The organism is Plantibacter sp. PA-3-X8, from assembly GCF_003856975.1.
GTDB lineage: Bacteria > Actinomycetota > Actinomycetes > Actinomycetales > Microbacteriaceae > Plantibacter > Plantibacter auratus.
In genome coordinates, this window is the sequence record NZ_CP033107.1 from 3,075,512 (window position 1) to 3,099,789 (window position 24,278).

The 24,278-nt window shown below is 68.7% G+C and carries 23 protein-coding genes; 2 read left to right on the forward strand and 21 right to left on the reverse strand.

Annotated elements, in window-relative coordinates:
* Positions 1-17: 17 nt before the first annotated feature.
* From EAO79_RS14510 to EAO79_RS14605, 20 genes are all read right to left on the reverse strand, one after another.
* Positions 18-974 carry an RluA family pseudouridine synthase gene (locus EAO79_RS14510; protein ID WP_124769396.1) on the reverse strand — a complete coding sequence of 319 codons (957 nt, stop codon included), beginning with the start codon at positions 972-974 and terminating at the stop codon, positions 18-20.
* The gene (gene lspA / locus EAO79_RS14515) at positions 971-1,651 is read right to left on the reverse strand and encodes a signal peptidase II (RefSeq protein WP_124769397.1); all 681 of its coding nucleotides are present in this window, start codon (positions 1,649-1,651) and stop codon (positions 971-973) included. Before lspA ends, EAO79_RS14510 begins: the two co-directional genes overlap by 4 nt.
* Positions 1,611-2,252, reverse strand: coding sequence for a DivIVA domain-containing protein (locus tag EAO79_RS14520; RefSeq protein ID WP_079706011.1), 642 nt, complete (start codon positions 2,250-2,252; stop codon positions 1,611-1,613). The genes lspA and EAO79_RS14520 overlap by 41 nt, the downstream gene beginning before the upstream one ends.
* Positions 2,253-2,426: 174 nt before the next feature.
* Positions 2,427-2,723 carry a YggT family protein gene (locus EAO79_RS14525; protein WP_064296991.1) on the reverse strand — a complete coding sequence of 99 codons (297 nt, stop codon included), beginning with the start codon at positions 2,721-2,723 and terminating at the stop codon, positions 2,427-2,429.
* A gap of 7 nt (positions 2,724-2,730) precedes the next feature.
* Positions 2,731-3,246, reverse strand: coding sequence for a cell division protein SepF (locus tag EAO79_RS14530; RefSeq protein ID WP_079706012.1), 516 nt, complete (start codon positions 3,244-3,246; stop codon positions 2,731-2,733).
* A gap of 44 nt (positions 3,247-3,290) precedes the next feature.
* The gene (locus tag EAO79_RS14535) at positions 3,291-3,947 is read right to left on the reverse strand and encodes a YggS family pyridoxal phosphate-dependent enzyme (protein ID WP_241160894.1); all 657 of its coding nucleotides are present in this window, start codon (positions 3,945-3,947) and stop codon (positions 3,291-3,293) included.
* A gap of 56 nt (positions 3,948-4,003) precedes the next feature.
* A complete protein-coding gene (gene ftsZ, locus EAO79_RS14540; RefSeq protein WP_079706013.1) occupies positions 4,004-5,260 on the reverse strand; it encodes a cell division protein FtsZ in 1,257 nt (418 codons plus the stop codon).
* Between the two features lie 159 nt (positions 5,261-5,419).
* Positions 5,420-6,520, reverse strand: a complete 1,101-nt coding sequence (locus EAO79_RS14545; RefSeq protein WP_164486950.1) for an FtsQ-type POTRA domain-containing protein — start codon at positions 6,518-6,520, stop codon at positions 5,420-5,422.
* Positions 6,521-6,530: 10 nt separating this feature from the next.
* Positions 6,531-7,943 (reverse strand): UDP-N-acetylmuramate--L-alanine ligase, encoded by a 1,413-nt coding sequence (gene murC / locus EAO79_RS14550; RefSeq protein WP_124769399.1) that lies wholly within the window; start codon positions 7,941-7,943, stop codon positions 6,531-6,533.
* A gap of 27 nt (positions 7,944-7,970) precedes the next feature.
* Positions 7,971-9,068, reverse strand: coding sequence for a glycosyltransferase (locus EAO79_RS14555; protein WP_124769400.1), 1,098 nt, complete (start codon positions 9,066-9,068; stop codon positions 7,971-7,973).
* Positions 9,065-10,258, reverse strand: coding sequence for a putative lipid II flippase FtsW (gene ftsW / locus EAO79_RS14560; RefSeq protein WP_241160895.1), 1,194 nt, complete (start codon positions 10,256-10,258; stop codon positions 9,065-9,067). Before ftsW ends, EAO79_RS14555 begins: the two co-directional genes overlap by 4 nt.
* Before the next feature lie 88 nt (positions 10,259-10,346).
* Positions 10,347-11,858, reverse strand: a complete 1,512-nt coding sequence (gene murD, locus EAO79_RS14565) for a UDP-N-acetylmuramoyl-L-alanine--D-glutamate ligase (protein ID WP_124769402.1) — start codon at positions 11,856-11,858, stop codon at positions 10,347-10,349.
* Positions 11,855-12,952 (reverse strand): phospho-N-acetylmuramoyl-pentapeptide-transferase, encoded by a 1,098-nt coding sequence (mraY, locus tag EAO79_RS14570; protein WP_079706018.1) that lies wholly within the window; start codon positions 12,950-12,952, stop codon positions 11,855-11,857. Before mraY ends, murD begins: the two co-directional genes overlap by 4 nt.
* Positions 12,949-14,355: a UDP-N-acetylmuramoyl-tripeptide--D-alanyl-D-alanine ligase gene (gene murF / locus EAO79_RS14575; RefSeq protein WP_124769403.1), complete on the reverse strand. Its 1,407-nt coding sequence runs from the start codon at positions 14,353-14,355 to the stop codon at positions 12,949-12,951. Before murF ends, mraY begins: the two co-directional genes overlap by 4 nt.
* The gene (locus EAO79_RS14580; protein WP_241160896.1) at positions 14,355-15,899 is read right to left on the reverse strand and encodes a Mur ligase family protein; all 1,545 of its coding nucleotides are present in this window, start codon (positions 15,897-15,899) and stop codon (positions 14,355-14,357) included. The genes murF and EAO79_RS14580 overlap by 1 nt, the downstream gene beginning before the upstream one ends.
* Positions 15,900-15,925: 26 nt before the next feature.
* Positions 15,926-17,698: a penicillin-binding protein 2 gene (locus EAO79_RS14585; RefSeq protein WP_079706019.1), complete on the reverse strand. Its 1,773-nt coding sequence runs from the start codon at positions 17,696-17,698 to the stop codon at positions 15,926-15,928.
* A gap of 73 nt (positions 17,699-17,771) precedes the next feature.
* Positions 17,772-18,365, reverse strand: a complete 594-nt coding sequence (locus EAO79_RS14590) for a hypothetical protein (protein ID WP_124769405.1) — start codon at positions 18,363-18,365, stop codon at positions 17,772-17,774.
* Positions 18,362-19,315 carry a 16S rRNA (cytosine(1402)-N(4))-methyltransferase RsmH gene (gene rsmH / locus EAO79_RS14595; protein WP_124769406.1) on the reverse strand — a complete coding sequence of 318 codons (954 nt, stop codon included), beginning with the start codon at positions 19,313-19,315 and terminating at the stop codon, positions 18,362-18,364. The genes EAO79_RS14590 and rsmH overlap by 4 nt, the downstream gene beginning before the upstream one ends.
* Before the next feature lie 139 nt (positions 19,316-19,454).
* On the reverse strand, positions 19,455-19,886 hold the full coding sequence (gene mraZ, locus EAO79_RS14600) for a division/cell wall cluster transcriptional repressor MraZ (protein WP_064297003.1): 432 nt from the start codon (positions 19,884-19,886) through the stop codon (positions 19,455-19,457).
* Between the two features lie 314 nt (positions 19,887-20,200).
* Positions 20,201-20,575 (reverse strand): DUF3040 domain-containing protein, encoded by a 375-nt coding sequence (locus EAO79_RS14605; RefSeq protein WP_064297004.1) that lies wholly within the window; start codon positions 20,573-20,575, stop codon positions 20,201-20,203.
* A gap of 75 nt (positions 20,576-20,650) precedes the next feature.
* Between EAO79_RS14605 and EAO79_RS14610 the strand changes: the two genes are divergently transcribed.
* Positions 20,651-21,751, forward strand: a complete 1,101-nt coding sequence (locus tag EAO79_RS14610) for a polyprenyl synthetase family protein (RefSeq protein WP_064297005.1) — start codon at positions 20,651-20,653, stop codon at positions 21,749-21,751.
* A gap of 25 nt (positions 21,752-21,776) precedes the next feature.
* Here EAO79_RS14610 and EAO79_RS14615 read toward each other — a convergent pair whose 3' ends face one another.
* Positions 21,777-22,118 carry an Rv2175c family DNA-binding protein gene (locus EAO79_RS14615; RefSeq protein WP_064297006.1) on the reverse strand — a complete coding sequence of 114 codons (342 nt, stop codon included), beginning with the start codon at positions 22,116-22,118 and terminating at the stop codon, positions 21,777-21,779.
* 130 nt (positions 22,119-22,248) lie between these two features.
* On the opposite strand from EAO79_RS14615, the gene pknB reads away from it, so the two are divergent.
* Entirely contained in the window at positions 22,249-24,195 is a 1,947-nt protein-coding gene (gene pknB / locus EAO79_RS14620) for a Stk1 family PASTA domain-containing Ser/Thr kinase (RefSeq protein ID WP_236555473.1), read from the forward strand.
* Positions 24,196-24,278: the final 83 nt, after the last annotated feature.

Genomic DNA, 24,278 nt, shown 5'->3' on the forward strand with positions numbered 1-24,278 from the left:
CGGCTCCGGCGATGCCGTCAGGGACACCGACGGGATCGGCGGGCGTCGGCCCAGTCGAGCTCGAGCACGGACAGCGCGTGCTGGAGGTCGGCCGGGTAGGCAGCCTCGAACCGAACGAACTCGCCCGTGGCCGGGTGGGCGAACCCCAGCTTCGTGGCGTGGAGCCACTGGCGGGTGAGTCCCAACCGCGCCGACAGCGCCGCGTCGGCCCCGTACATCGCGTCGCCGACGCAGGGGTGCCGCTGGGCCGCCATGTGCACGCGGATCTGGTGGGTGCGGCCGGTCTCCAGGTGCACCTCGAGCAGCGAGGCGTACGGGAACGCCTCGAGCGTCTCGTAGTGCGTGATCGAGGGCTTGCCGTCGGCGGTCACGGCGAACCGCCAGTCGTGACGCGGATGGCGGCCGATCGGTCCGTCGATGGTGCCGGCGAGTGGATCGGGATGCCCCTGCACCACAGCGCGGTAGATCTTCTCGACCTCGCGGTCGTGGAAGGCCCGCTTGAGCCAGGTGTAGGCCCGCTCGGTCTTCGCGACGACCATGAGGCCGCTCGTCCCGGCGTCCAGCCGATGGACGATGCCCGCGCGCTCGGCGGCTCCCGAGGTCGAGATGCGGAAGCCCGCCGCCGCGAGGGCGCCGAGCACCGTCGGTCCCTCCCAACCGACCGAGGGATGCGCCGCGACGCCCGCAGGCTTGTCGACGACGACGATCTCGTCGTCGTCGTGGACGATGCCGAGGTCGGGGACGGCGATCGGGACGATCACGGCCTCCCGTCGAGGCGTCCATTCGATCTCGAGCCAAGCGCCGCCGAGCAGGCGATCGGACTTGTCGACCGACTTCCCGTTCATGGTAACGCCGCCGGCCAAGGCCACCTCGGCTGCGTAGCTGCGCGAGAAGCCCAGGAGCTTGGCGAGTCCGGCGTCGACGCGCTCGCCGTCGAGTCCGTCGGGGACGTACAGGCTGCGGGACTCGTTCACGGACGACCTGCGTCCGGGCTCGCGTCGCCAGGCTCCGCAGGATCGAGGACGGCCGCGTCGGCTTCAGCCTCGCGGTCCTCCGCGTCCTGGGCGGCCCGTTCACTGGCTCGCGTCGTGCGCGTGCCGTCGAGGTTGACACCGAAGAGCGTCAGGAGGATGAACAGCGCCATGCTGACCACGATGCAGATGTCGGCCACGTTGTAGATCGCGGGGAGCATCCAGGGCGTCGAAATGAAGTCGACGACGTGGCCGAGGCCGAAGGACGGCTCTCGGAAGAGGCGGTCGGTCAGGTTGCCGAGCACGCCTCCGAGGAGCAGGCCGAAGACGATCGCCCAGGCGCGCGAACGGATGCGGCGCGCGAACCAGACGATGACGACGACGACCACCGCGGCGAGGATCGAGAAGATCCAGGTGTAGCCGGCACCCAGCGAGAAGGCGGCGCCCGAATTCTTGACGAAGTACAGGACCAGCGCCTGTCCGAAGACGGGGACGGACTCACCGACCGTCAGGTTGGTGGTGACGAGGAACTTCGTGAACTGATCGGCCGAATAGGCCACGACGGCAACCAGCGCCAGGACTGCAAGAGTCCTGGCGCTGGCCTTCGACGGTGATGCGGGAGACAACCGGGTGTCTGCGCTAGACCGCTGCGCTGTCGGCGGTGACGCCGGACTTCGCATCGGGTGCGGAGCTCGACGACGAGGCGTCGAGGTCCTTCAGCTGACCCTCGATGTAGCCGCGGAGCTGCGAGCGGTACTCGCGCTCGAAGTTGCGCAGCTCGTCGATCTTGTGCTCCAGCACGGAGCGCTCCTGCTCGAGGATCTGCATCTGTGCGCGCTGCTTGGCCTCGGCCTCGGCGACGACACGTGCCGCGGTCGCGTGACCTTCGGCGATGAGTGCGTCGCGACGCTGAGCGCCCTCTGCGACGTGCTCGTCGTGCAGGCGGCGGGCCAGCTGCAGGAGGTTGTTGGAGCTCTCGGCCGTGTTGTCGGTCGACTCGGCGGCAGGAGCCGCTGCGGGTGCGACGACCGGAGCCGGTGCGGGAGCGGGCTCAGCCTTGGCGAGCGCGGCGGGAGCGGAGGAGCCGCCCTTCTGCAGCTCGGCGACCTTGGCCTCGGCCGCGGTCAGCTTCTGCTGGACCTCGTCCTTCTCCTGGATGAGGCGACGCAGTTCGACGACGACCTCGTCGAGGAAGTCGTCCACCTCGTCCTGGTCGTAGCCTTCGCGGAACTTGGTCTGCTGAAACCGCTTCTGGACCACGTCTTCGGGAGTGAGCGCCATAGCGAACCACCTTCACTGTCGAATCGAAAATCTGTGTACAACGCCCCCACGCTAGCAAAGTCTGACCCAGTGGGTGAGACATGTTGTCAGCGTCGGAGCTTCCCGTCAGGTGACGGGCGTTCTATCGTAGCCGCACAATCGGGGTGAACTCTGCGCGGGCACCGGCGTCGGCGGCTACAGGAGCTGGACGAGCGTCATCGCGATGATGCAACACAGCATCGTGAGCGTCCAACCGAAGTCGAGCGCGACGGGACCGACCGCGACGCGCGGCAGGACACGGCGGAAGAACCGGATCGGCGGGTCGGTGACCGTGAAACTGAGCTCGGCGAGGACCAGGCCGACGCCCGACGGTCGCCACTGCGGTCGGAGTACCCGAGCCAGGTCGAGGATGAACCGCGCCCAGAGGACGAAGAAGTACAGGAGCAGCGCGAGATAGAGGATCGTGCCGATCACGGAGATGAGAGAAGCCACCCCTCGATTATGACTGAGCGAAGAAGGTCGCCTCGGTCGCTTCCGGTGCGCCCTGCCCGTTGTCGCCGGAAACGGCGACGTGCTCGGGCGAGAGCAGGAAGACCTTGCTCGTCACTCGCTCGATCTTCCCGTAGAGGCCCTGCGAGAGGCCACTGGCGAAGTCGATGAGGCGTCGGGCGTCGCCGTCGCTCATCTGGGAGAGGTTGATGATGACCGGGACACCGTCGCGGAAGCTCTCGGCGATGATCTGAGCGTCGCGGTACTGCTTGGGGTGCACCGTGAGGATCTCGTTGAGGTCGGAGCTCGGGGCGACCGGCTGGCGGACCGGGACCGGCTTGCGCAGCGGGGTCACGGGAGCGGCCTTCTCGACGCGCTCGACACGCTCTGCGCGCTCGGGACGTTCTGCCCGGCGAGGCTCGGACTGCTGCGTGGGCTCGGCCTGGGCAGCGTGCTGCTGCTCGTACTCGAGATCATCGTCGGCGAGCCCGAGGTACACCATGGTCTTCTTCAGTGGGTTCGACATCGTTTCCTCCGTGATCTGCGGTCCTTGCACCTTCGAGATTAACGTCACACCGGACGATTCCCGGTGATTGCCGTGCCGATGCGTAGGTGTGTCGCGCCCGCTTCGATCGCCTCGACGTAGTCGTGGCTCATCCCGATCGACAGGCCGTCGGCCTGCGGAGCGAGGGATCGCACCCGCGCGGACGCCGCGACGACCCGCGCGAACGCGGCGGCCGGTGGCTCGTCGAGCGGCGCGACGGCCATCACGCCTCGCAGGAGGACGCCTTCGGCTTCGAGCGTCTCCGTGGCGAGCGCTTCCAGCGCCTCGTCGCCGACCACACCGCCTCGACCCGGGTCGTCGGTCAGGTTCACCTGGAGGAACACCTCGATGAGGCGGTCTGGTGATGACAGCGCGCGCAGGAGTTCGGGCCGGTCCACCGAGTGCACGGCGTCGACGTATCGGCGCACCTGCTTGGCCTTGTTCGTCTGCAACTGGCCGATGAAGTGCCACCGCAACCCGAGTCCGGCGGCCGCCTCGGCCTTGTCGCGGGCCTCCGGGTGTCGGTTCTCCCCCACGTCGGTGACCCCCGCGGCCGCGAGCTGCTGCACGAGTGCGACCGGGTGGAACTTCGTCACGACGATGAGCGTCGGCTCGTGGGTGCGACCGGCCGCACGGGCGGCGTCTGCGACGCGACCGCGGATCGCGGCGAGGCGATCGACCAACGCCGGATCGGGCTCCGAAGAGCCCGACCCGGCCGGGGTGATCGTGTCGCCGCCCACTACTTCAGGAAGTCGGGGATGTCCAGCTCGCCCTCGTCGTCGAACGAGGGGTCGACGACGGCGGTCTCGACGACCGCTTCAGGCTGGCGGTGCGTCGCGCCGGAGAAGGGCGAGGACGCGTTCTGCCTGGAGCCCCAGTCGCCGCCGGAGGCGACCGGCGCCGCAGCGGGCGCCGAGCGGTGCTCGGACGACTCGGAGGCCGTGTTGGCCGAGGTGCTGATGGGAGCACTGGGTGCCTCGTCCGAGGTGCTCATCACGCCGCCCGAGATGACCGCGTCGGCCGGCGAGGCCGCCGTCCTGGTGAGGGGCTCACCGCCGTCGAATCCGGCGGCGATGACCGTCACGCGCACCTCGTCGCCGAGGGTGTCGTCGACGACCGCACCGAAGATGATATTCGCCTCGGGGTGCACGGCCTCCTGGACGAGCTTGGCGGCGTCGTTGATCTCGAAGATGCCGAGGTTCGAGCCACCCTGGATGGACAGCAGGACACCGTGGGCGCCCTCGATGCTCGCTTCGAGGAGCGGTGAGGCGACGGCGAGTTCGGCCGCCTTGATGGCACGATCCGCGCCACGCGAGGAGCCGATACCCATCAGGGCGGAGCCGGCTCCCTGCATGACCGACTTGACGTCGGCGAAGTCGAGGTTGATGAGACCGGGGGTGGTGATGAGGTCGGTGATGCCCTGGACGCCGGCGAGGAGCACCTGGTCGGCGGTCGCGAAGGCCTCGAGCATGCTGATGCCGCGGTCGCTGATCTCCAGCAGGCGGTCGTTCGGCACGACGATGAGCGTGTCGACCTCCTCCTTCAGGCGGGCGACGCCGAGCTCGGCCTGGGCCTGACGGCGACGACCCTCGAAGCCGAAGGGCTTCGTGACGACACCGATGGTCAGCGCACCGATCGACTTCGCGATCCGTGCCACGACGGGTGCGCCACCGGTTCCGGTACCGCCACCCTCACCGGCGGTGACGAACACCATGTCGGCGCCGGCGATGGCCTCTTCGATCTCCTCGGCGTGATCCTCCGCCGCACGGCGTCCGACCTCGGGGTCGGCGCCGGCGCCGAGGCCGCGGGTGATCTCGCGGCCGACGTCGAGCTTGACGTCGGCATCGCTCATCAGCAGCGCCTGCGCGTCCGTGTTGATGGCGATGAATTCCACGCCTCGGAGGCCGAGCTCGATCATGCGGTTGACCGCGTTCACGCCGCCGCCGCCGATACCGACGACCTTGATGACGGCGAGGTAGTTCTGGTTTGTAGTCACTTCAGGCCTCCGTGAGAACTCTCAACCTCTAGTTAAGGTTTAAAGTTATGCTGCGTATGCATTTTCTGTCCTGAGCACGACGTTAGGGCCCAGCCCCGACCGTGTCGGGACGCTTCCGGGCGTGTCGGCACATCGACGGGAATATCCCGGCGCGCTTCCTCAGCGAACGATCGCGGCGGAGGGCGACGACACGTCGTACTGGTTCACCTGGGACGGGTCGGTGGCCGCCATCGTGGTCGCGAGGATCCGCGCTTTCAGGACCGAGTCCTCCGCACTCCCCCACACGACTTCGGCGGGCGAGTCCACGAGCGTGAGGGTGACGTCGTCCGCGGTCGACGCCGAGACGGACGCCACGCGGGCGCGGAGATCGGCCGGGAGCGCGCGGATCACCGCCGCCGCGGCGACGAAGCCCTTCGAGGTCGGGCCGCCGGTGACCATGAGCGTGGGATACCCGGCGATCGGTTGGTCGCTGCGCTCGATGGTGACCCCGGCGGCGTCGACGAGGGTGTACACCGATCCTGATTGCAGCACGCCCACCGGCTCGCGTTCGACGATCCGCACGACGAGCGTGCTCGGGGGCTGGGATTCGAGGGAGTAGCTCGCGATGAGCGGGTATCCGACGAGCACCGCCTTGACGGCGCCCGCATCGACCAGCGCGAGTGGGCGACCCAGCTGGTCGCCGAGCGCCTCGGTGATCTCGGCCTGGTTGACCCGGCTCGCACCGACGACCTCGATGGACCGGACGGCCAGCAGCGGCGAATAGGCTCCGGCGAGCGAGACGACGATCAGGACGGCGAGGATCGCGGCCGCGATCACCCAAGGACGGTGGCGACCCCGCTTGCGGGCCGTGAACCGACGGATCTCCTGGCGTTCGTGACGACGTCGCAGCTTGGCGGCCTCACGCGGGGTGAGGAACGCCTCATCCTCCGGTTCGTCCGGGCGCTCCAGGGTCGCCGTCGCCGAGGCGGAGGACGTCGCCGCCGGTTTCGCACCGACCTTCGACGATGGTGCCGGCGTCGATGAGGCTGACGCCAACTTCGACTTCGACTTGGACCTCGAGCCCGACGGCTGGGACGGTGCGCCGGCACCCGACCGCTTCGGCCGGAGCCGCGCGGCGTCCAGCTCGATGACGTCCGTCTCCTGCTCTGTGACGGGCTCAGCAGGCGCGGCGGCGCGGTCGACCGGCGCGGACGCCGACGGTCGCGCCTGGCGCTCGGGGCGCGGACCGGCCGCGGGGTCGAAGCCGTCCGGGCGCTTCACCGGACGCCCATCAGACGGACTCGCGACCGGCGATGGCCTCGAGGAGCTGCGGCACGATGCGATAGACGTCGCCGCATCCGAGCGTGATGACGAAGTCACCGGGTCGCACGACCGTCGCCGTGTAGTCCGCGGCGCGCTGCCAGTCGTCGATGTACGCGACGCGGTCCGCGTCGGAGAACCGGGTCGACACCGTGGCACCGGTCACACCGGGCTCGGGGTCCTCGCGCGCGCCGTAGACCTCGAGCACGACCGTGTGGTCGGCGTACCGTTCGAGGGCGTCGGCGAACTCCTGGGCGAACAGGCGGGTCCGGCTGTACAGGTGCGGCTGGTGGACCGCGATGATGCGTCCGTCGCCGACCACCGTGCGCGCGGCGGCGAGAGCGGCGGCGACCTCGGTGGGGTGGTGCGCGTAGTCGTCGTAGACACTGACACCGTCGACGACCCCGTGCAGCTCGAATCGACGCTGCGTTCCGCCGAAGGCGCTGATGCCTCGGAGCGCGTCCGCCGGGTCGAACCCGACACCGACGAGGACGGCGAAGGCACCGGCGGCGTTGATGGCGTTGTGGCGCCCGGGCACGCGGAGGGTAGCCGCGTAGCTGGTGCCCTCGTAGCTGAGATGGAACGAGACCGGCCCGGTGGAGCCGACGTCGTGCAGTCGGACGTCCGCGTCGGCGGCCTCTCCGAAGGTCAGCACGCGCTTGCCGTCGGCGGCCGCGCGGAGCGCCGGGGTGATCCGGACCGCGCCGGCGTCGTCCGAGGAGATGACGACGAGCTCGCGAGCCTGCTGGGCGAAGGTCACGAACGCCTGCTCGAACGCTTCGAGCGAGCCGTAGTGGTCCAAGTGGTCGGGGTCGATGTTCGTGATGAGCGCGACGGCCGTGTCGTAGAGCAGGAACGAACCGTCGGACTCGTCCGCCTCGACGACGAACAGTTCTCCGGCGCCGCGGGCCGAGCTCAGCCCGAGGGACTCGATCACGCCACCGTTGACGAAGCTGGGATCGGCACCGAGTTCCAGCAGCGCCGTGATGATCATGCCGGTCGACGTCGTCTTCCCGTGGGCCCCCGCGACGGAGATGAGTCGCGTCCCGGAGGTCAGCCACGCGAGCGCCTGCGACCGGTGCAGGATCGTCAGGCCCCGTTCCTTCGCGAGCAGGTACTCGGGATTGTCCGCCCACAGCGCCCCGGTCACGACAAGGGTGTCCGCGTCGCCGACGTTCTGTGCATCGTGGCCGATGGCGACGGGGACGCCGAGCTCGCGCAGGGCGTCGATGTTCTTCGACTCGCGCACGTCCGAGCCGGTCACGCGCGATCCGGCGCTCACGAACAACCGTGCGATGCCGCTCATCCCGCTGCCGCCGATGCCGACGAAGTGCACGACGCCGAGGTCGGCGGGGATCTCGACGGTGGGGTCTGGCTTGATCACGGTGTCACGCTTTCTGGGAAGACTGGATCACCGGCCGCGCACGCGCTGCACCGATGGTTGGAGCGCCTCATCGATGAGGGCGATGACGCGAGCCGTGCCGTCGGAGACACCGACGCTCTTGGATTGGGCGGCCAGGTCGTCGACCCGGTGCCGATCGCTCAGCAACGGGACGAGGTGCTCACGCACCCAGGCCGGCACGAACTGCGCGTCATCTACCATAACCGCTCCCCCGGCACGCACGACGTCGGCGGCGTTGAATCGCTGCTCACCGTTGCCGACCGGGTAGGGCACGTAGACGGCGGGGAGCCCGACCGCGCACAGCTCGCTGACCGTGGCGCTGCCGGCACGCGACACCGCGAAGTCGGCTGCGGCGATGGCGAGCTCCATTCTGGAGCAGTACTCGAGGAGGTGGTAATGGTCGACACCGGGATCCGAGATCTCGCTCTTCGCACCCGTGATGTGGAGCACCTGCCAGCCGGCCGCGACGACGTCTTCGGCACTCTGGCTCATCGTCGCGTTGATCCGTCTCGCACCGAGCGAACCGCCGGTGACGAGCAGTAGCGGTCGGTCCGACACGAGGCCGAACTCGGCGAGGGCCGCCGGCCGGAGCGTCTCGCGGTCCAGCTCCTCGATCTCGCGACGCAGCGGCATGCCGACGAAGCGTGCGTTGCGGATGGGCGTGTGGTGGAAGGCGACACCGACGTAGGGCGTGTACCTCGCGCCGAGCCGGTTCGCGAGGCCCGGACGAGCGTTCGCCTCGTGGATGACCAGCGGGACACCGGCGCGCCTGGCAGCCGTGTACGCCGGTGCGGCCGCGTAGCCGCCGAAACCGATCACGACGTCCACCCGGTGCTCCCGGATCATCGCGACAACGGCTGCGACCGTCCGACGGAGGCGACCGGGGAAGCGGAGCGCGTCGACGTTCGGCCGGCGGGGGAAGGGCAGTTTGGGGATCGTGAGCAATTCGTAGCCGCGTTCCGGGACGAGTCGCGCCTCGAGGCCCTCCGCCGTACCGACGACGAGGATCGTCGCTTCGGGGTCTCTGGCGCGGAGTCCGTCGGCCACCGCCAACAGCGGATTGACATGGCCGGCGGTGCCGCCGCCGGCGAGGAGGTAGGTGGTCATCGGGTGGCTCCGGAGGATTGGGGACGTCGAGCGGGTGTCCGACGGGACTGCTGGGACGCGGGGCGCCCCCGCTCCCGGGCGAAGGACAGGACGATCCCGATCGCGACGAGGGTGGTGAGCAGCGCCGTGCCGCCCGAGGACAGCAGCGGTAACGGCACGCCGAGCACCGGCAGGACTCCGAGGACGACGCCGATGTTCACGAGCGCCTGGCCGATGATCCAGGCCATGACGGCGCCGGTGGTGATCCTCACGAAGGAGTCGTCGCTGGTGCGGATCACCCGGATGAACATGACCGCGAGGAAGACGAACAGCCCGAGGACGAGGACGGCGCCGATGAGGCCCAGCTCCTCGCCGATCGCCGCGAAGATGAAGTCGTTCGAGATCGCCGGTAGCCACCCGTACTTCGCGCGCGAGTTGCCGAGGCCGACGCCCCAGAGGCCGCCGTTCGCCAGCGCCCATGTGCCGTGGGTCGACTGCCAGTCGGCGTTCTCGTAGTCCCCCTTGCCGTCGCCGAAGAACGCCATGATGCGCTGCATGCGGTTGGCGCTCGTGACGGCCATGATGAGGAACAGCACGGCCCCCGCGACCACCGGGATCGCGATGTAGCGCAGCCGCACCCCGGCGAAGTACAGCGCCGAGAACACGATCAGGGCCATGATCACGACGGTACCGAGGTCGCCACCGAGCAGGACGAGGCCGATGGAGAGACCGGCGAAGGGGATGACCGGGATCAGGGCGTGCTTCCACTCGAGGAGACGCGGTTGCTTGATCGTCAGCACGAGCCCGAGCCACACGACCAGTGCGAGCTTGACCGCTTCCGAGGGCTGCGCGGTGAAGCCGCCGATCTCGATCCAGTTGCGGTTGCCACCGATCTCGTAGCCGAGCGGTGTGAAGACGAGCAGTTGCAGGCCCATGGCGACCAGGAGGAACACCCACGCCCACTTCTTCCAGAACCGTGCCGGAAAGCGGCTCACGATGAGCATGAGCGGAACACCGATCATCGCGAACGTCGCCTGGCGCCAGAACAGCCCGAAGTACCCGTCGCCGGCCTCGTAAGACTCGACGGAGGATGAGGACAGCACCATGACGAGCCCGAGCCCGACGAGGAACAGGGTGACACCCAGCAGGAGGAAGTAGTTCTTCGACTCCGGACGCAGCACCTTGCCCAGCGAGATCCGCGCACTCGACATGCCTCTCGGCGACGTCGGTGCGTCGGGTGTCCCACTGCCTGAGGCGACCGTCGTCATCCGGGACGACGACGACCGCACGCGGCGCGGGTCAGCGCGAGGCGGATCGATCATCCGCCTCACCTCCCAGCTCTGCTTCGACGGCGGCCTGGAACAGGCGACCACGGTGTCCGTAGTCCGTGAACTGGTCCATCGAGGCGGCTGCAGGAGCGAGGAGCACGGTGTCCCCTGCCTGCGCGACCTCGGCGGCCCGGCGAACGGCCTCCGGCATGACGTGTTCAGTCTCCGCTGCGTCGACCTCGATGACGGTCAGGGTCGGCGCGTGTCGCGCGAATGCCGCGAGGACCTCCGAGCGGTCGGCGCCGATCACGACGGCCGCGCGCAGGTGGTCGGCGTGCCGCTCCACCAGATGATCGATCGAGACGCCCTTCAACAGGCCTCCGACGATCCACACCACCGAGCGGTAGGCGGCGAGCGAGGCGTCGGCGGCGTGCGGATTGGTGGCCTTCGAGTCGTCGATCCAGTCCACCTCGAGCCTCCGCGCGATGAGCTGGATCCGGTGCGCGTCCAGGCCGAACGACAGCAGGGTGTCGCGCACGGCCTCGACCGTGATGCCGGCGGCCCGGGCGAGTGCCGCTGCCGCCAGGATGTTGGCGACGATGTGCGGGGCGGCGAGCCCGCGCTGGGCGAGCGCTTCGACCGTCGTGATCTCGAGGGCGCTCGTCCGACGGTCGTCGAGGAACGCGCGGTCGACCAGGATGCCGTCCACGACGCCGAAGTCGCTCGGTCCGGGGACGTCGAGGCCGAACCCGACGGCTCGGGCGCCGTCGACGACCTCGGCCTCCTCGACCATCGACATCGTCGCCGCGTCAGCGCGGTTGTAGACGCACGCGATTTTCGTGTTCTCGTACACCACGGCCTTCGCCGCCCGGTACGCCGCGGCGGAGCCGTGCCAGTCGAGGTGGTCGTCGGCGAGGTTCAGGCAGACGCTGGCGAGCGGCGAGACGATGCTCCGACCGCCCTGCAGGCCGAGGGTGTGCAACTGGTAACTCGAGAGCTCGACGACGAAGAAGTCGAAGCCCTGCGGATCACGGACGGCGTCCAGGACCGGGACGCCGATGTTGCCGCAGGGCGCCGCCCGGAAGCCCGCCTCGACGAGCATCGACGCCGTCAGCTGAACGGTCGTGGTCTTGCCGTTCGTGCCGGTGACGCATATCCACTCGGCCGGGGTGCCGACCTTGTCGCGGACCCGCCAGGCGAGCTCGATGTCGCCCCAGACGGCGACCCCGGCCGCCTGCGCCCACGCGACGACGGGGTGGTCGGGGTGGAAGCCGGGTGACACGACGACGAGTTCCGGAGCGAACTCCACGAGCTCGGACGGCACGGTCGACAGGTCCCGCTGGATGAGCCGCGCACCGATGACGCCGACGAGTTCGGCACGTTCGTCCGCGGCCTCGCCGGCCAGGACCAGTACCTCCGAGCCGAGCTCGGTGAGCGTGTCAGCGACGGAGAACCCGGTCATGCCGAGCCCCAGGACGGCGACCCGGAGTCCGCGCCAGTCGGCGTGCCAGCTCCGGAGTCCGTCGAGGCGCTCGGCGCTCAACGGCTCAGCCACTCGAGGTAGAAGGAACCCACACCCGCGGCGACGAGCAGACCACCGATGATCCAGAAGCGGACGACGACGGTGACCTCAGCCCAACCCTTGAGTTCGAAGTGGTGATGGATGGGGCTCATGAGGAAGATGCGCTTGCCGTGGGTCACCTTGAAGTAGGCGCGTTGCACGATCACGGAGCCGGCCTCGATCACGAACAGCCCACCGACGAGCACCAGGAGGAGCTCGGTCTTGCTGAGGATCGCCAGCGCCGCGAGTGCTCCACCGAGCGCCAACGAACCGCTGTCGCCCATGAAGATCTGTGCCGGCGAGGTGTTCCACCAGAGGAACCCGATGAGCGCGCCCACGATCGCCGCGGCGACCACGGCGAGGTCGAGCGGATCCCGGACGTCGTAGCACTTGTAGGCCACGTCGGAGGCGAGCGAGGAGCTGAAGCAGGACTGGTTGAACTGCCAGAACCCGATGATGATGTACGAGCCGATCGCGAGGATCGAGGCACCGGTGGCGAGCCCGTCGAGCCCGTCGGTGACGTTCACGCCGTTCGACGTCGCCGCCACGATCACCGAGGTCCAGAGGATGTACAGCAGGATGCCGATCACCGGGATGCCGATCGCCATGAAGTTGATCGGGATGTCGCGGATGATCGAGATGTTCGTCGATGCCGGGGTGAACCCCTCGGTGTTCGGGAAGTTGATCGCCAGGACGGCGAACACCGTCGCGACGATGAGCTGCCCGGAGACCTTCGCCCATCCACCGAGTCCGAGGCTCTGCTTCTTGCGGACCTTCAGGAAGTCGTCGATGAACCCGACGATGCCGAGTCCGACCATCATCAACAGGACCAGGAGCGCCGAGACGCCGACCTGCTCTTGGAAGATCAGATAGCTCGCGAAGAAGCCGACGAGGGTACCGACGATGATGATGACGCCGCCCATCGTCGCGGTTCCGCGCTTGGTGTGGTGGCTCTGCGGTCCGTCGTCGCGGATGAACTGACCCCAGGCGAGTTTGCGGAACGCTCTGATGAAGAGCGGGGTCAGGAAGAGGGAGAACGCCAGCGAGATCGCTCCCGCGGCCAACAGGACTCTCATGCGTACAACTCCCCCAGTCGATCGCCCAGCAACCGGAGCCCGGCCGCGTTCGACGATTTCACGAGCACGGTGTCGCCCGGGGCGATCTCCGCGCTCAAGTAGGCGAACGCCTCGTCCGCGGTCGCGAAGTACACCGACTCGCCGTCCCACGACCCTTCGTTGATCGCGGTGATGTGCATGCGGCGGGCCTCGGGGCCGACCACGACGAGGCGGCCGATGCCGAGCCGGACGACCTGGAGTCCGATGCGGTCGTGTTCCTCCCCCGCCCAGTCGCCGAGTTCGCTCATGGCACCGAGCACCGCGATGGTCCGGCCGCGTTCAGCCCCGATCTGGGCGAGGGTCCGGATGGCGGCCGACATCGAGTCGGGGCTCGCGTTGTAAGCGTCGTTGATGATGGACACGTCGTCGCGTCCGCCGAGGGGCTCCATCCGCCACCGCTCCGCCCTGCTCACGCTCTCGAGGGCGTCGACGATGAGGTCGATCTCCACGCCGAGTTCGTGGGCGGCTGCGGCCGCGGCGAGGGCGTTCATGACGTGGTGCTCACCGAGCACCTTGAACCGGACGGGCGCAGAGGAACCGTCGGGCAGGTGCAGCGTGAACGCGGTCCCGGACGCCGTCGCGACGATGTCGGTCGCTCGAACGGCGGCGCGGTCATCGAGGCCGAACCAGAGCACGCGTGCCCGGGTGGCATCGGCCATACCGGCCACCCGTGGATCGTCGAGGTTGAGGACGGCGACATCCTCCGGGAGCAGCTCGGACACCATCTCGGTCTTCGCCGTGACGGTCGCTTCGATCCCGCCGAACTCCCCCGCGTGGGCGAGTCCGACCTTCAGGACCACGCCGATGTCGGGCTTCGCCATGCGGATGAGTCGGGCGATCTCGCCGATGCCGCTGGCACCCATCTCCGCGACGAGGAACCGCGTCTCGTTCGTCACGCGCAGCATGGTGATCGGCGCTCCGACCTCGTTGTTGAAGGAGGCCTTGGGGCTGACCGTCTCCCCGACGCGCTCGAGGACCGCGGCGAGGAGGTTCTTGGTCGTGGTCTTGCCGTTGGAGCCGGTGATACCGACGATCCGGAGTCGTCCGAGCGCGCGCACCCTCGTGATGACCTCGGTGGCGAGGGCACCGAGCGCGGTCACGGAGTTCTCGACGACGATCTGCGGCACGGCGACGGCCAATTCTCGTTCGACGAGGAGCAGGGCGGCGCCGTTCGCGACCGCCGCATCGGCGAACAGATGTCCGTCGGTCTCCTCGCCGGGCTTCGCGACGAAGATGTCGCCGGGCGTGATGAGTCGGGAGTCGGTGTCGGCGACGCCGGACACGACGAGGCCGGGGTCAGCCGTACCGGGGATCAGTCGGCCGTCGGTCGCCGCGGCGATCTCGGTGAGGGTCAGGTCGATCATCAGAGCCACCCTGCCTCACGCAGCGCGTCGCGCGAGTCGTCGCGCGCCGAGTACGGGAGCTTCACACCGGCCACCTCGTGGTAGTCCTCGTGCCCAGGTCCGGCGTAGAGGATGGTGTCGCCCTGACCGGCCAGCGCGAGGGCGGTGCGGAACGCGGTCGCCGGGTCGGCGACCTCGTGCAACTCGCCGTCCGGTGCGGCTTCGCGGGCGGCTTCGAGGAGCACGCGTCGGATCGACGCCGGGTCCTCGCTCCGTGGATGGAAGTCGGTGACCACCACGACGTCGGCACCCCGGGCCGCGATCGCGCCCATGTCGCGACGCTTCGTCGTGTCGCGGTCTCCGTCGGCGCCGAACACCATGATGACCCGGCCCGGCGTGACGGCCCGGATGGCCGCGAGGGTGTTGAGGAACGCGTCTGGGCTGTGCCCGTAGTCGATGTACACGACCGGGCCGCGGTCGCCGCTGATCCGCTCGGCACGCCCGGGGATGTAGGCGTCGATGCCACCGTCCCGCTCGAGGGACTGAGCGATCATGTCGAACTCAACACCGGACTCGACGAGCATCACGATCGCGAGCGCGGCGTTCGCCGCCATGAACCAGCCGAGCAGCGGCACGCTCGTCACGAGCACCTGGTCGCCGGGGCCGTCGAGGCGGAACGTCGTGGAACCGGCGGTCTCCTCGAGGATCGTCATGCGCCAGTCGGCGTCGACCTCCGGGCGGGTCGTCAGGGTCGTCACCGGGATCCGGCTCTGCTCGACGAGCCGGCCGCCCCAGTCGGAATCGATCGTGACCACGCCTCGTCGGGCCCGGTCGGGTTCGAACAGCTCCCGCTTGGCCGCGAAGTACTCGTCGAAGTCGCCGTAGTCGTCGAAGTGGTCGTGACTGAGGTTGGTGAAGCCGACGACGTCGAAGACGATGCCGTCGACGCGGTGCCTGGTCAGCGCCTGGGCGGAGACCTCGATGGCGACCGCGCGCACCTCGGACTCGCGCATGCGCGCGAGCAACGCGTGCAGCTCGCTGGCCTCCGGCGTGGTGAGGGAGCTCGTCACCGCGAGGTCGCCGATGCGCCGCTCCGCGGTCGAGCTCAGACCGGAGACGATCCCGAGTTGCGCGAGCATGCCGCTCAGGAGGTAGACCACGCTCGTCTTGCCGTTGGTACCGGTCACGCCGAACAACGTCGGTGGCTCCTCGGCGGTGCGGTACACCCAGGCGGCGAGGTGGCCGAGGGCGGCACGCGGCTCCGGCACGACGATGATCGGCAGACCGGCCGCTGCGGCCAGGTCTCGTCCGGCGTCGTCCGTGAGCACCGCGACAGCGCCACGTTCCTTCGCCTGCTCCGCGTACGCGGCGCCGTGGGCACGGACACCCGGCATGCCGATGTAGAGGTCACCGGGCTCGACGGCACCGGAGCTCAGACTGACACCGCTGATCTCCACGCCGTCGGCTGATCCGTGCAGGTCGAGGTCGAATTCGGTCACCAGCTGCGAGAGCGCCCGCCGTTGCGGATGTTCCGGTCTGAGGCTGATCGGGCCCTGATTGTTCACGCTGAGCCCATCCTTCATGAGGTCGTTCAAAATCTGAGCGGCAGGTTCGGTGCCGGCTCCGTGGACGGCTGCACTCCCCTGCTCTTCAGCACCTGGGTGGTCACATCCCGGAAGATGGGAGCGACCGCAGCCGATGTGTTCATCTTAACCGGGTCCGCCAGGTTCACCGAAACGACGAACTGCGGGGCCTCGGCGGGTGCGAAGCCGGCCATCGAGACGAGGTAACTCGAGCTGTATCCGCCATCGCCGTCCGGCTGCTGGGCCGTTCCGGTCTTCATCGCGACGCGGTAGCCGGGAACGTCGACGTTCGCAGCGACCCAGCTCTCCTGGTCGACCATCTCGAGCATGTCGCTGACCTGCTTCGCGGCATCGGGCGAGACGACCTGCGTTCCGGTCGCGTCGGGGACGTCCGTCACCGTGCCGTCCGCGTTGCGACACCCCTCGACGAGCTGCACCGGCATCCTGACGCCACCGTTCGCGATCGTCTGGTAGAGGCTGGCACCCTGGATGGCGGTCGTCGAGAAGCCCTGGCCGAACATGGTCGCGTAGTCCGTCTGGTTGTCCCAGTCCGCCGGGTCGGACATCAGGCCTCCGGACTCGCTCGGGAAGCCGACCTCGGTCTTCTGGAGCTGACCGAACTTCTGGAAATACGCGTAACGGGTGTCGGCACTCATCTTCTCGCCGAACTGTGAGATCCCCGTGTTGGACGACTCGACCATGACACCCGCCAGCGTGAGGTTCATGTCCTCGTGGAACTCGCTGTCGTTGATGTCGGCACCGTTCGACGGCTTGTACCGGAACGGAGCGACCACCTGGGAGTTCGGGTTCGCGACACCCTGGTCGATGAGTGCGGCGGCGGTGAGGGACTTGTACGTCGATCCCGGTTCGAACGGTGCCGCGAAGGCACGTGAGCCTCGGTCCTCGGCAGGCGTCGCGCTGACGTTGCCGGGGTCGACGGCCGGGTACTCGGCGACGGCGAGGAGCTTGCCGGTCTTGACCTCCATCACCGTGACGACGCCCCAGCTCGCACCGACCGCTTCGGCCTGCGCGGCGAGCGACTGCTGCGAGAACCACTGGATGTCCTTGTCGAGCGTGAGCACGACGTCGCCGCCGTCCTTCGCCGGCTTCGTCACCGTGGTGCCGGGGAGCGGGAGACCGCCGCTGCCCTTCTCATAGGTCGTGCGACCGTCCTCCCCCGCGAGGCAGGAGTTCTCCATGAGTTCGACGCCCGCTTGCGCCTCGCCCTCCTCGCCGACGAAGCCGACGATGTTGCCGGCGACGGCACCGTTCGGGTACACCCGGTACGGCTCTTCCTTGAAGGTCGTCCACGGGATCTCCAACGCCTTGAGCGCGCGGAGCTGGTCGAGGGTGAGCTTCTTCGCAAGGAGGGCGTAGAGCGAGTCCTTGTCCGCGGCGAGGGCGTCCGTGATGAGCGCGAGGACCTCCGGGCCGGGCTTCCCGATGATCGCGCCGATCTCGTTCGTCGCCTGCTCGAGGGTGATCGTCTGCTCGGTGCCGTCGACGTCGCGTTCGAACGGGCCGGCGTCCTTCGGAGATGCCGCCATGCTGTAGCGCATGACCGCTTCGGCGAGCACCGAACCGTCGGAGGCGAGGATGCTGCCGCGGGTGGCGAGGATCGTGTCGCCCGTCTCGGTCTTCTCGAGGGATTCGGCGCTCAAGGCACTCGCGCGGACCACCTGGATGTCGACCAGACGCAGGACGAACAGCGTCATCACGATGGAGACCGCGACGATGGTGAACGCGAGGCGTCGGCGCGTGGTCTTCGTGTGTCTCACCATGATGCCCGCACCGCGTCCTCTCCTGACGTCGCACCTCCGAGCAGGGCGTCGTCCTCCACCGTCATCCGTCCGGTCATCGTGTGGTCGGCGACGGCAGCCCGTCCTGCAACGGTACGGGCGGTGTGACAGCTTCCTGGCTCGACGCGCCGTCTGCGGCGGCGGCGTTCTGTCCGCCGACGAGCGGGAGCGTCGCTGCCTGTGCGTTCGGCACGAGGGCGGCGTTGAAGATCGGACTCGTGCTCGCCGACGCCGGCGTGGGCGTCCCCAGCACAGCGCCGTCGGAGAGCCGGAGGTAGGTCGGGAGCGAGTTGCCCACCATGCCGAGTGCCTGCGCGTTGACGGCGAGGTACTGCGGCGAGGCGAGGCGGTCGAGGTCCTCGGCCAGCGCGGCCGAGGTGCGGCCGAGTTCGACCTGCTTCCCCTCGAGCTGCTGGATCTGGTAGGCGCCCTGGCTCAGCCCGACGCTGAGGAGCAACTGGCCCACGACGATGGCGACGACCGCACCGACGACGATGACCGCGTACATGGGCCGTGGTCGGAGCTTCGAGCGCGCCCCGGTCGTGACCGCACGGATGTGCTGCCGTTGGGGGGCGGTCCGCGTCGGCTGCGGCCGAGCGCGTCCGAGCCGTTCGGGTGCGAGATCGAGTGCTGCGGTCGCTCCGCTCATGCTGGCCTCCTCAGCCGTTCAGCCGCGCGGAGTCGCACGGGTTTCGCTCTGGGGTTCTCGTCGATCTCCGCCTCGGTGGCGAGTTCGGCGCCCTTGACGAGGAGCTTCAGCTCCGCACTGTGCTCCGGGAGTTCGACGGGCAGGCCCGCCGGTGTGGTCGACTTCGCCCGGGTCTGGAGCTCGCGCTTGACGATCCGGTCCTCCAGCGACTGGTAGGACAGGAACACGATCCGGCCTCCGACCCGCAGCAGGTCGAGGGCGCGGGGCACGGCGGCCTCGAGGACCGACAGCTCCGCGTTGACCTCGATGCGCAGCGCCTGGAAGACCCGCTTGGCCGGGTGGCCGGTGCGACGTGCGGCTGCCGGCGTGGCCCGATCGATGAGCTCGACGAGCTGACCGGAACTCGTCAGGGGTCGCTGCTGGCGTTCCTCGACGATGCGACGCGCGTAGCGCTGCGCCAACTTCTCGTCGCCGTACTCCCAGAAGATCTTCCGAAGTGCGACCTCGTCGTAGGTGGCGAGGATCGTCTCCGCCGTCAGCTCGCTCGAGGCGTCCATCCGCATGTCGAGTGGCGCGTCCTGCGAGTACGAGAAGCCGCGTTCGGTCCGATCGAGTTGCAGTGAGGAGACACCGAGGTCGAACAGGATCCCGTCCACCTGTGGGAACCCGAGCTCCTCGGCCGCCTCGTCGATGTCGTCGTAGACGGCTTTGACGAACCGGGCTCGCGACCCGAAGCGCTCGAGCCGCTCCTGAGCGATGTCGAGTGCATCGAGGTCTCGGTCGAGCCCGATGAGGGTCAACTGCGGGAACCGCTCGAGCATCGCTTCGGCGTGGCCCGCCATGCCGAGCGTGGCGTCGATGAGGACCGCGCCCTCGTGGGACACGGCGGGGGCGAGCAACTCGATGCATCGCTCGAGGAGGACCGGGGTGTGGATGTCGTTGATGGCCATATGCGTAATCCGGACGGTCCCTGACCCCTGATCCCCATCCGTTCCGACCTGGCACCGGGGAAGTGTGTCAGGGCGGGCTCCGACCTGGCACCGGGGAAGTGTGTCAGGGCGGGACGGCTGGGAGTCAGGGGGCAGGGCACTAGAAGAGTCCGGGGATCACCTCCTCGGCGGTCTCGGAGAAGACGCTCTCCTGTTCGGCGAGGTAGGACTCCCATGCCTCGGCGTCCCAGATCTCCGCGCGGCTGCCGGCGCCGATGACCACGAGGTCGCGGCTGAGCCCGGCGTACTGGCGGAGGTTGGACGGAATGGTCACGCGGTGCTGCTTGTCGGGGGTCTCGGCGCTCGCTCCGGAGAGGAACACGCGCAGGTAGTCGCGAGCCTGCTTGCTGGTGACCGGAGCCTGGCGGATCTTCTCGTGGAGCGCCTCGAACTCCCGCGTGCTGAAGACGTAGATGCAGTGCTCCTGGCCTCGAGTCATGACGACCCCGCCGGAGAGCTCATCGCGGAACTTCGCCGGCAGGATGATGCGGCCTTTTTCGTCGAGTTTGGGGGCGTGACTACCGAGGAACATACGCCCCCGCCCCCAATCGTTCTGGCCAACATCTTGGTTGGGCTCCACTTTACTCCACTTTGCACCACCGATGCAGCACATTCCCCCACATTGGACCATTTGCTCATGAAAAAACCCCGCAAAGTCAGGACTCTGCGGGGTGGAGGGAAATGGAGGGGTTTTGCCATACTCGGGACGATCAGGGAGGGCCCGAAACGACGAAACGGGGCCGATCCGAAGATCGGCCCCGTTTGGAGTCGTGGTGCGGCGGCGCCGCGAGGGAGGGAAGTGGAGTCAGGTGGCCGACCGAGGAGCGACCAGGAGACCGGGCCTCGCTACCGCTCGTCGCCCGACTGGCGCTTGTCCCAGCGGTCGTTGAAGCGGTCCATCAGACGCGAGGACTTCTGTCCTGCCGGCGCAGCCTGACGAGGTCGCGGCTGTTCGAGTGGAGCCCGGGTCGGCTTCGTCGCCACGAGCACGCCCGTGAGCATGATCGCGAACCCGAGCAGACCGACGATGGGCTGCTGGATCACGACTCCGAGCACGAGGCCGATCGCCCCGACCACCGCGATGAGGGAGCCGAGCGCGATTCCGCGGTAACTCGGTTTGCCCGCGCCAGCGCTGACCTTGGAGACGAAATCGGCATCGCTGCGGTAGAGGTGGCGTTCCATCTCATCGAGGAGCCGTTGCTCCTGCTCTGAAAGTGGCATCTGATTCCCCTCAAGGTCACACGACGCGACGTTGTTGATCGAGTCTAGCCACCGAAGCATGACTAGGCTAGGTGCGTGATCGAAAGCAATGAACTCGCCACCCTGGTGGGCCGCGGGCTCTCCGACTTTCTCTCCTCGCGAAGCTCCATTGTCGCGCAGATCGGCCCGGAGCTCTCCCCGTTCCTCGACTTCTCCCGGGAATTTCTCAGCGGTGGGAAGCGGTTCCGAGCACAGTTCTGCTTCCGGGGCTGGCAGGCCGTCTCGACCGGGAGGCACGCCAGCGGCCAGGGCGGCCTCGAGACCGTCATCGCGACGTGTGGAGCACTCGAGCTGTTCCACGCCGCGGCGCTCGTCCACGACGACATCATCGACAACTCCGACACCCGCCGGGGTGCACCGTCGGCTCACGTCTCCTTCGCGGAGTTGCACCGTCGCAGCCGATGGGACGGCGACCCGACCACCTTCGGCACCGGAGCCGCCACACTCCTCGGCGACCTGCTCCTCGGCTGGAGCGACGAACTCCTCGACGACGGACTCGACCAGCTGGACGACCGCACCGCCGCTCGCGCAGCGCGGGCCGAGTTCAACCGGATGCGGACCGAGGTCACGGCCGGCCAGTACCTCGACATCCTCGAGGAGCGCGCCTGGCGCGACGCCGCCGACGACGAACAGCGCCGCCGGGCCGAGCGCGTCCTGATCTTCAAATCGGCCAAGTACAGCATCGAGTCCCCGCTCGCGCTCGGGGCGCTCCTCGGTGGCGGGAACGAGCAGCAGCTCGCGTCGCTCCGCGGGTACGGCCTCCCCCTCGGCATCGCCTTCCAGCTGCGCGACGACCTCCTCGGCGTCTACGGCGATCCCGCCGTGACCGGCAAGCCGAGTGGCGACGACCTCCGCGAAGGGAAGCGAACCATCCTCATCGCGCTCACGAGGGAGGCCCTCCAGCCGGGCGCGCGCGCCATCCTCGACGAGCTGCTCGGGGATCCCGAACTCGACGACGACCAGATCGGCCTGCTCCAAGCGACCATCCGCGACAGCGGGGCCGTCGACCAGGTGGAGAAGCTCATCCAGGACCACGTCGCGCGGGCGCTCTCCGCATTGGGCGAGGCTCCGATCAACGACGACGCCCGGGCCCACCTGCGCGGCCTCGCGGTCGCGGTCGCACGCCGCGAGACCTGAGCCGTCCGGCTCGGACGGCGCGGGATCAGGCGAGCGCCTGAGCCACCCGGCGCACCTCGGAACGACGTCCCTCGCGGAGGGCTTGGATCGGCGAGGTCCCGATCGCGTCGTCGTCCTCGAGCATCCAGACCATTGCGGCCTCATCGTCGAAGCCGTTGTCGGACAGCAGCGTGAGCGTGCCGCGCAGGTTGTGCACCGGCCCGCCGTCCGCGATGAACGACGACGGCACCTGCAGCACGCCGTCACGTCGGACGGCGAGGAGGTCGCGCTCCTCGAGGTACTGGCGGATGCGGCGGATCGGCAGCCCGAGTTCGGTCGCCAGATCGGGAAGGGTGAACCACACGAGTTCGGAATTCTGCTCAGTCACGCACAGCAGTCTGCCACGACCGCGCTCCGCTCGGCGCCGTCGGATCGCGTTCGGGTAACGATCCAGGCACCTCGCCGCCCTCCCGGGGTGTTGACAGCTCTTCGCGCTCGACGTTCCATACACTCGACTGGTGAGTAGCAACCAGCAGACCGATCCGATGATCGGCCGTCTCCTCGACGGGAGATATCAGGTGCGCTCACGCATCGCCCGTGGCGGCATGGCGACGGTCTACCTCGCCACGGACCTCCGGCTGGAACGGCGCGTCGCGATCAAGGTCATGCACGGCCACCTCTCGGACGACACGACGTTCAAGAACCGATTCATCCAGGAGGCGCGATCCGCCGCGCGGCTCGCGAACCCGCATGTCGTCAGCGTGTTCGACCAGGGCCAGGACTCCGACATGGCATACCTCGTCATGGAGCACCTGCCGGGCATCACCCTCCGCGACCTCATCCGCGACAACGGCACACTGACCCCGCGGCAGGCCGCCGACATCCTCGACGCCGTGCTGTCCGGCCTCGCCGCCGCGCACCGCGCCGGCATCGTCCACCGCGACGTCAAGCCGGAGAACGTCCTCCTCGCCGACGACGGACGCATCAAGATCGGCGACTTCGGCCTCGCGAGAGCCGCGAGCGCGAACACGGCCACCGGCCAGGCACTCCTCGGGACGATCGCCTACCTCTCCCCCGAACTCGTCACCCGTGGACAGGCCGACGCGCGGAGCGACATCTACGCGCTCGGGATCATGCTCTACGAGATGCTCACCGGCGAACAGCCCTACAAGGGCGAGCAGCCGATGCAGATCGCCTACCAGCACGCCAACGAGTCGGTCCCGGCACCGAGCGCCAAGAACCCCGCCGTCCCGAAGGAACTCGACGACCTCGTCTTCTGGGCGACTGAGCGCGAACCGGACGATCGTCCGTCGAACGCCGGCGAGATGCTCGAGCGCCTGCGCTCCATCGAATCCAGTCTCGGGTTCACCTCGGTCGCCACCGGGGCGCAGCCCACGATCGTCATGCCGGCCTCCTACTCGAGCGAGCACGCCGACGACGTCACCCAGGTCATCGGCCGCAACACCAAACCGCAGCAGGTCCCGGTGCGCGCCGACGCGACGGACGGTCCGGGCAAGCTCGCCACGAAGGCCCGCAAGCGCAGCCGCGTGGGCGTCGCGCTGTTCACGATCGTCCTCATGCTCGCCGCGCTCGCCGGTGGAACCGGATGGTACTTCGGCCAGGGCCCCGGCTCGCTCGTCGAGGTCCCGAACGTCGCCGACGGGAGTTTCGACCAGGCGTCCGCCAAACTCGTGGAGCTGGGCTTCGTGCCCGTCGAAGGCGCGACGTTCAGCCTCACCGTCCCGGCCGGCACGGTCGCCGGCAGCGATCCGCCGTCCGGCTCGAAGATCGACAAGGGAAGCTCCGTCACGGTCCTCGTCTCGCAGGGACCGCAGCCGGTGGACATCCCGGTCCTCGCCGGGCTCGCACAATCCGACGCCGAACAGCAGTTGGACGCGCTCGGCGTCGCCGTCGGCACCGTGAACCAGCAATTCGACCCGAGCATTGCGAAGGACATCGTGCTCGCGGCGACCGACGCGACCTCGGGCGCCGACTACAGCCAGGGCGGACCGTCCTTCCAGGGCTCCACGGTGACGTTGCTCGTCTCGGCCGGACAGGTGCCCTCGGTCTCGGGGATGACGCCGGACCAGGCGCGCGACGCCCTCGAATCCGTCGGGCTCGGCGTGGGTGCCTCGGACGAGGCGTTCGACGACACGATCCCCGCGGGGCAGGTCATCGGCATCCAGGCCAAGACCGATGCCGACGGGAACGAGACGGCGTTCATCCCGGGCGACGACGTCACGCTGATCGTGTCGAAGGGCGTCGAGTTGGTCGCCGTCCCGGACACCACCGGCCAGACGATCAACCAGGCCATCACGACGCTGCAGGACGCAGGGTTCACCGTGGGTGACATCGCCGTAGCCGAGGCCTTCCGCGACATCTTCAAGGTGAAGAAGACCGATCCCCCGGCGGGCAAGTCCGTCAAGAAGGGCTCGACCGTCAACATCACCGACTTCGGTCTGTAGCCACGGCGAAGCGCGATCCACCCACGCAGCTGCCAGACGACGAAGCGCCCATGCCGAACCCGGCATGGGCGCTTCGTCGTGTG

What these genes read in the sequence shown, in the direction of transcription:
- EAO79_RS14520 (WP_079706011.1), bottom strand. Translation starts at nt 2,252, where the DNA reads ATGGCGCTCACTCCCGAAGACGTGGTCCAGAAGCGGTTTCAGCAGACC.
- rsmH (WP_124769406.1), bottom strand. Translation starts at nt 19,315, where the DNA reads ATGGCCATCAACGACATCCACACCCCGGTCCTCCTCGAGCGATGCATC.
- EAO79_RS14605 (WP_064297004.1), bottom strand. Translation starts at nt 20,575, where the DNA reads ATGCCACTTTCAGAGCAGGAGCAACGGCTCCTCGATGAGATGGAACGC.
- mraZ (WP_064297003.1), bottom strand. Translation starts at nt 19,886, where the DNA reads ATGTTCCTCGGTAGTCACGCCCCCAAACTCGACGAAAAAGGCCGCATC.
- EAO79_RS14590 (WP_124769405.1), bottom strand. Translation starts at nt 18,365, where the DNA reads ATGAGCGGAGCGACCGCAGCACTCGATCTCGCACCCGAACGGCTCGGA.
- EAO79_RS14555 (WP_124769400.1), bottom strand. Translation starts at nt 9,068, where the DNA reads ATGACCACCTACCTCCTCGCCGGCGGCGGCACCGCCGGCCATGTCAAT.
- murF (WP_124769403.1), bottom strand. Translation starts at nt 14,355, where the DNA reads ATGATCGACCTGACCCTCACCGAGATCGCCGCGGCGACCGACGGCCGA.
- EAO79_RS14585 (WP_079706019.1), bottom strand. Translation starts at nt 17,698, where the DNA reads ATGGTGAGACACACGAAGACCACGCGCCGACGCCTCGCGTTCACCATC.
- lspA (WP_124769397.1), bottom strand. Translation starts at nt 1,651, where the DNA reads ATGCGAAGTCCGGCGTCACCGCCGACAGCGCAGCGGTCTAGCGCAGAC.
- ftsW (WP_241160895.1), bottom strand. Translation starts at nt 10,258, where the DNA reads ATGTCGAGTGCGCGGATCTCGCTGGGCAAGGTGCTGCGTCCGGAGTCG.
- EAO79_RS14530 (WP_079706012.1), bottom strand. Translation starts at nt 3,246, where the DNA reads ATGTCGAACCCACTGAAGAAGACCATGGTGTACCTCGGGCTCGCCGAC.
- mraY (WP_079706018.1), bottom strand. Translation starts at nt 12,952, where the DNA reads ATGAGAGTCCTGTTGGCCGCGGGAGCGATCTCGCTGGCGTTCTCCCTC.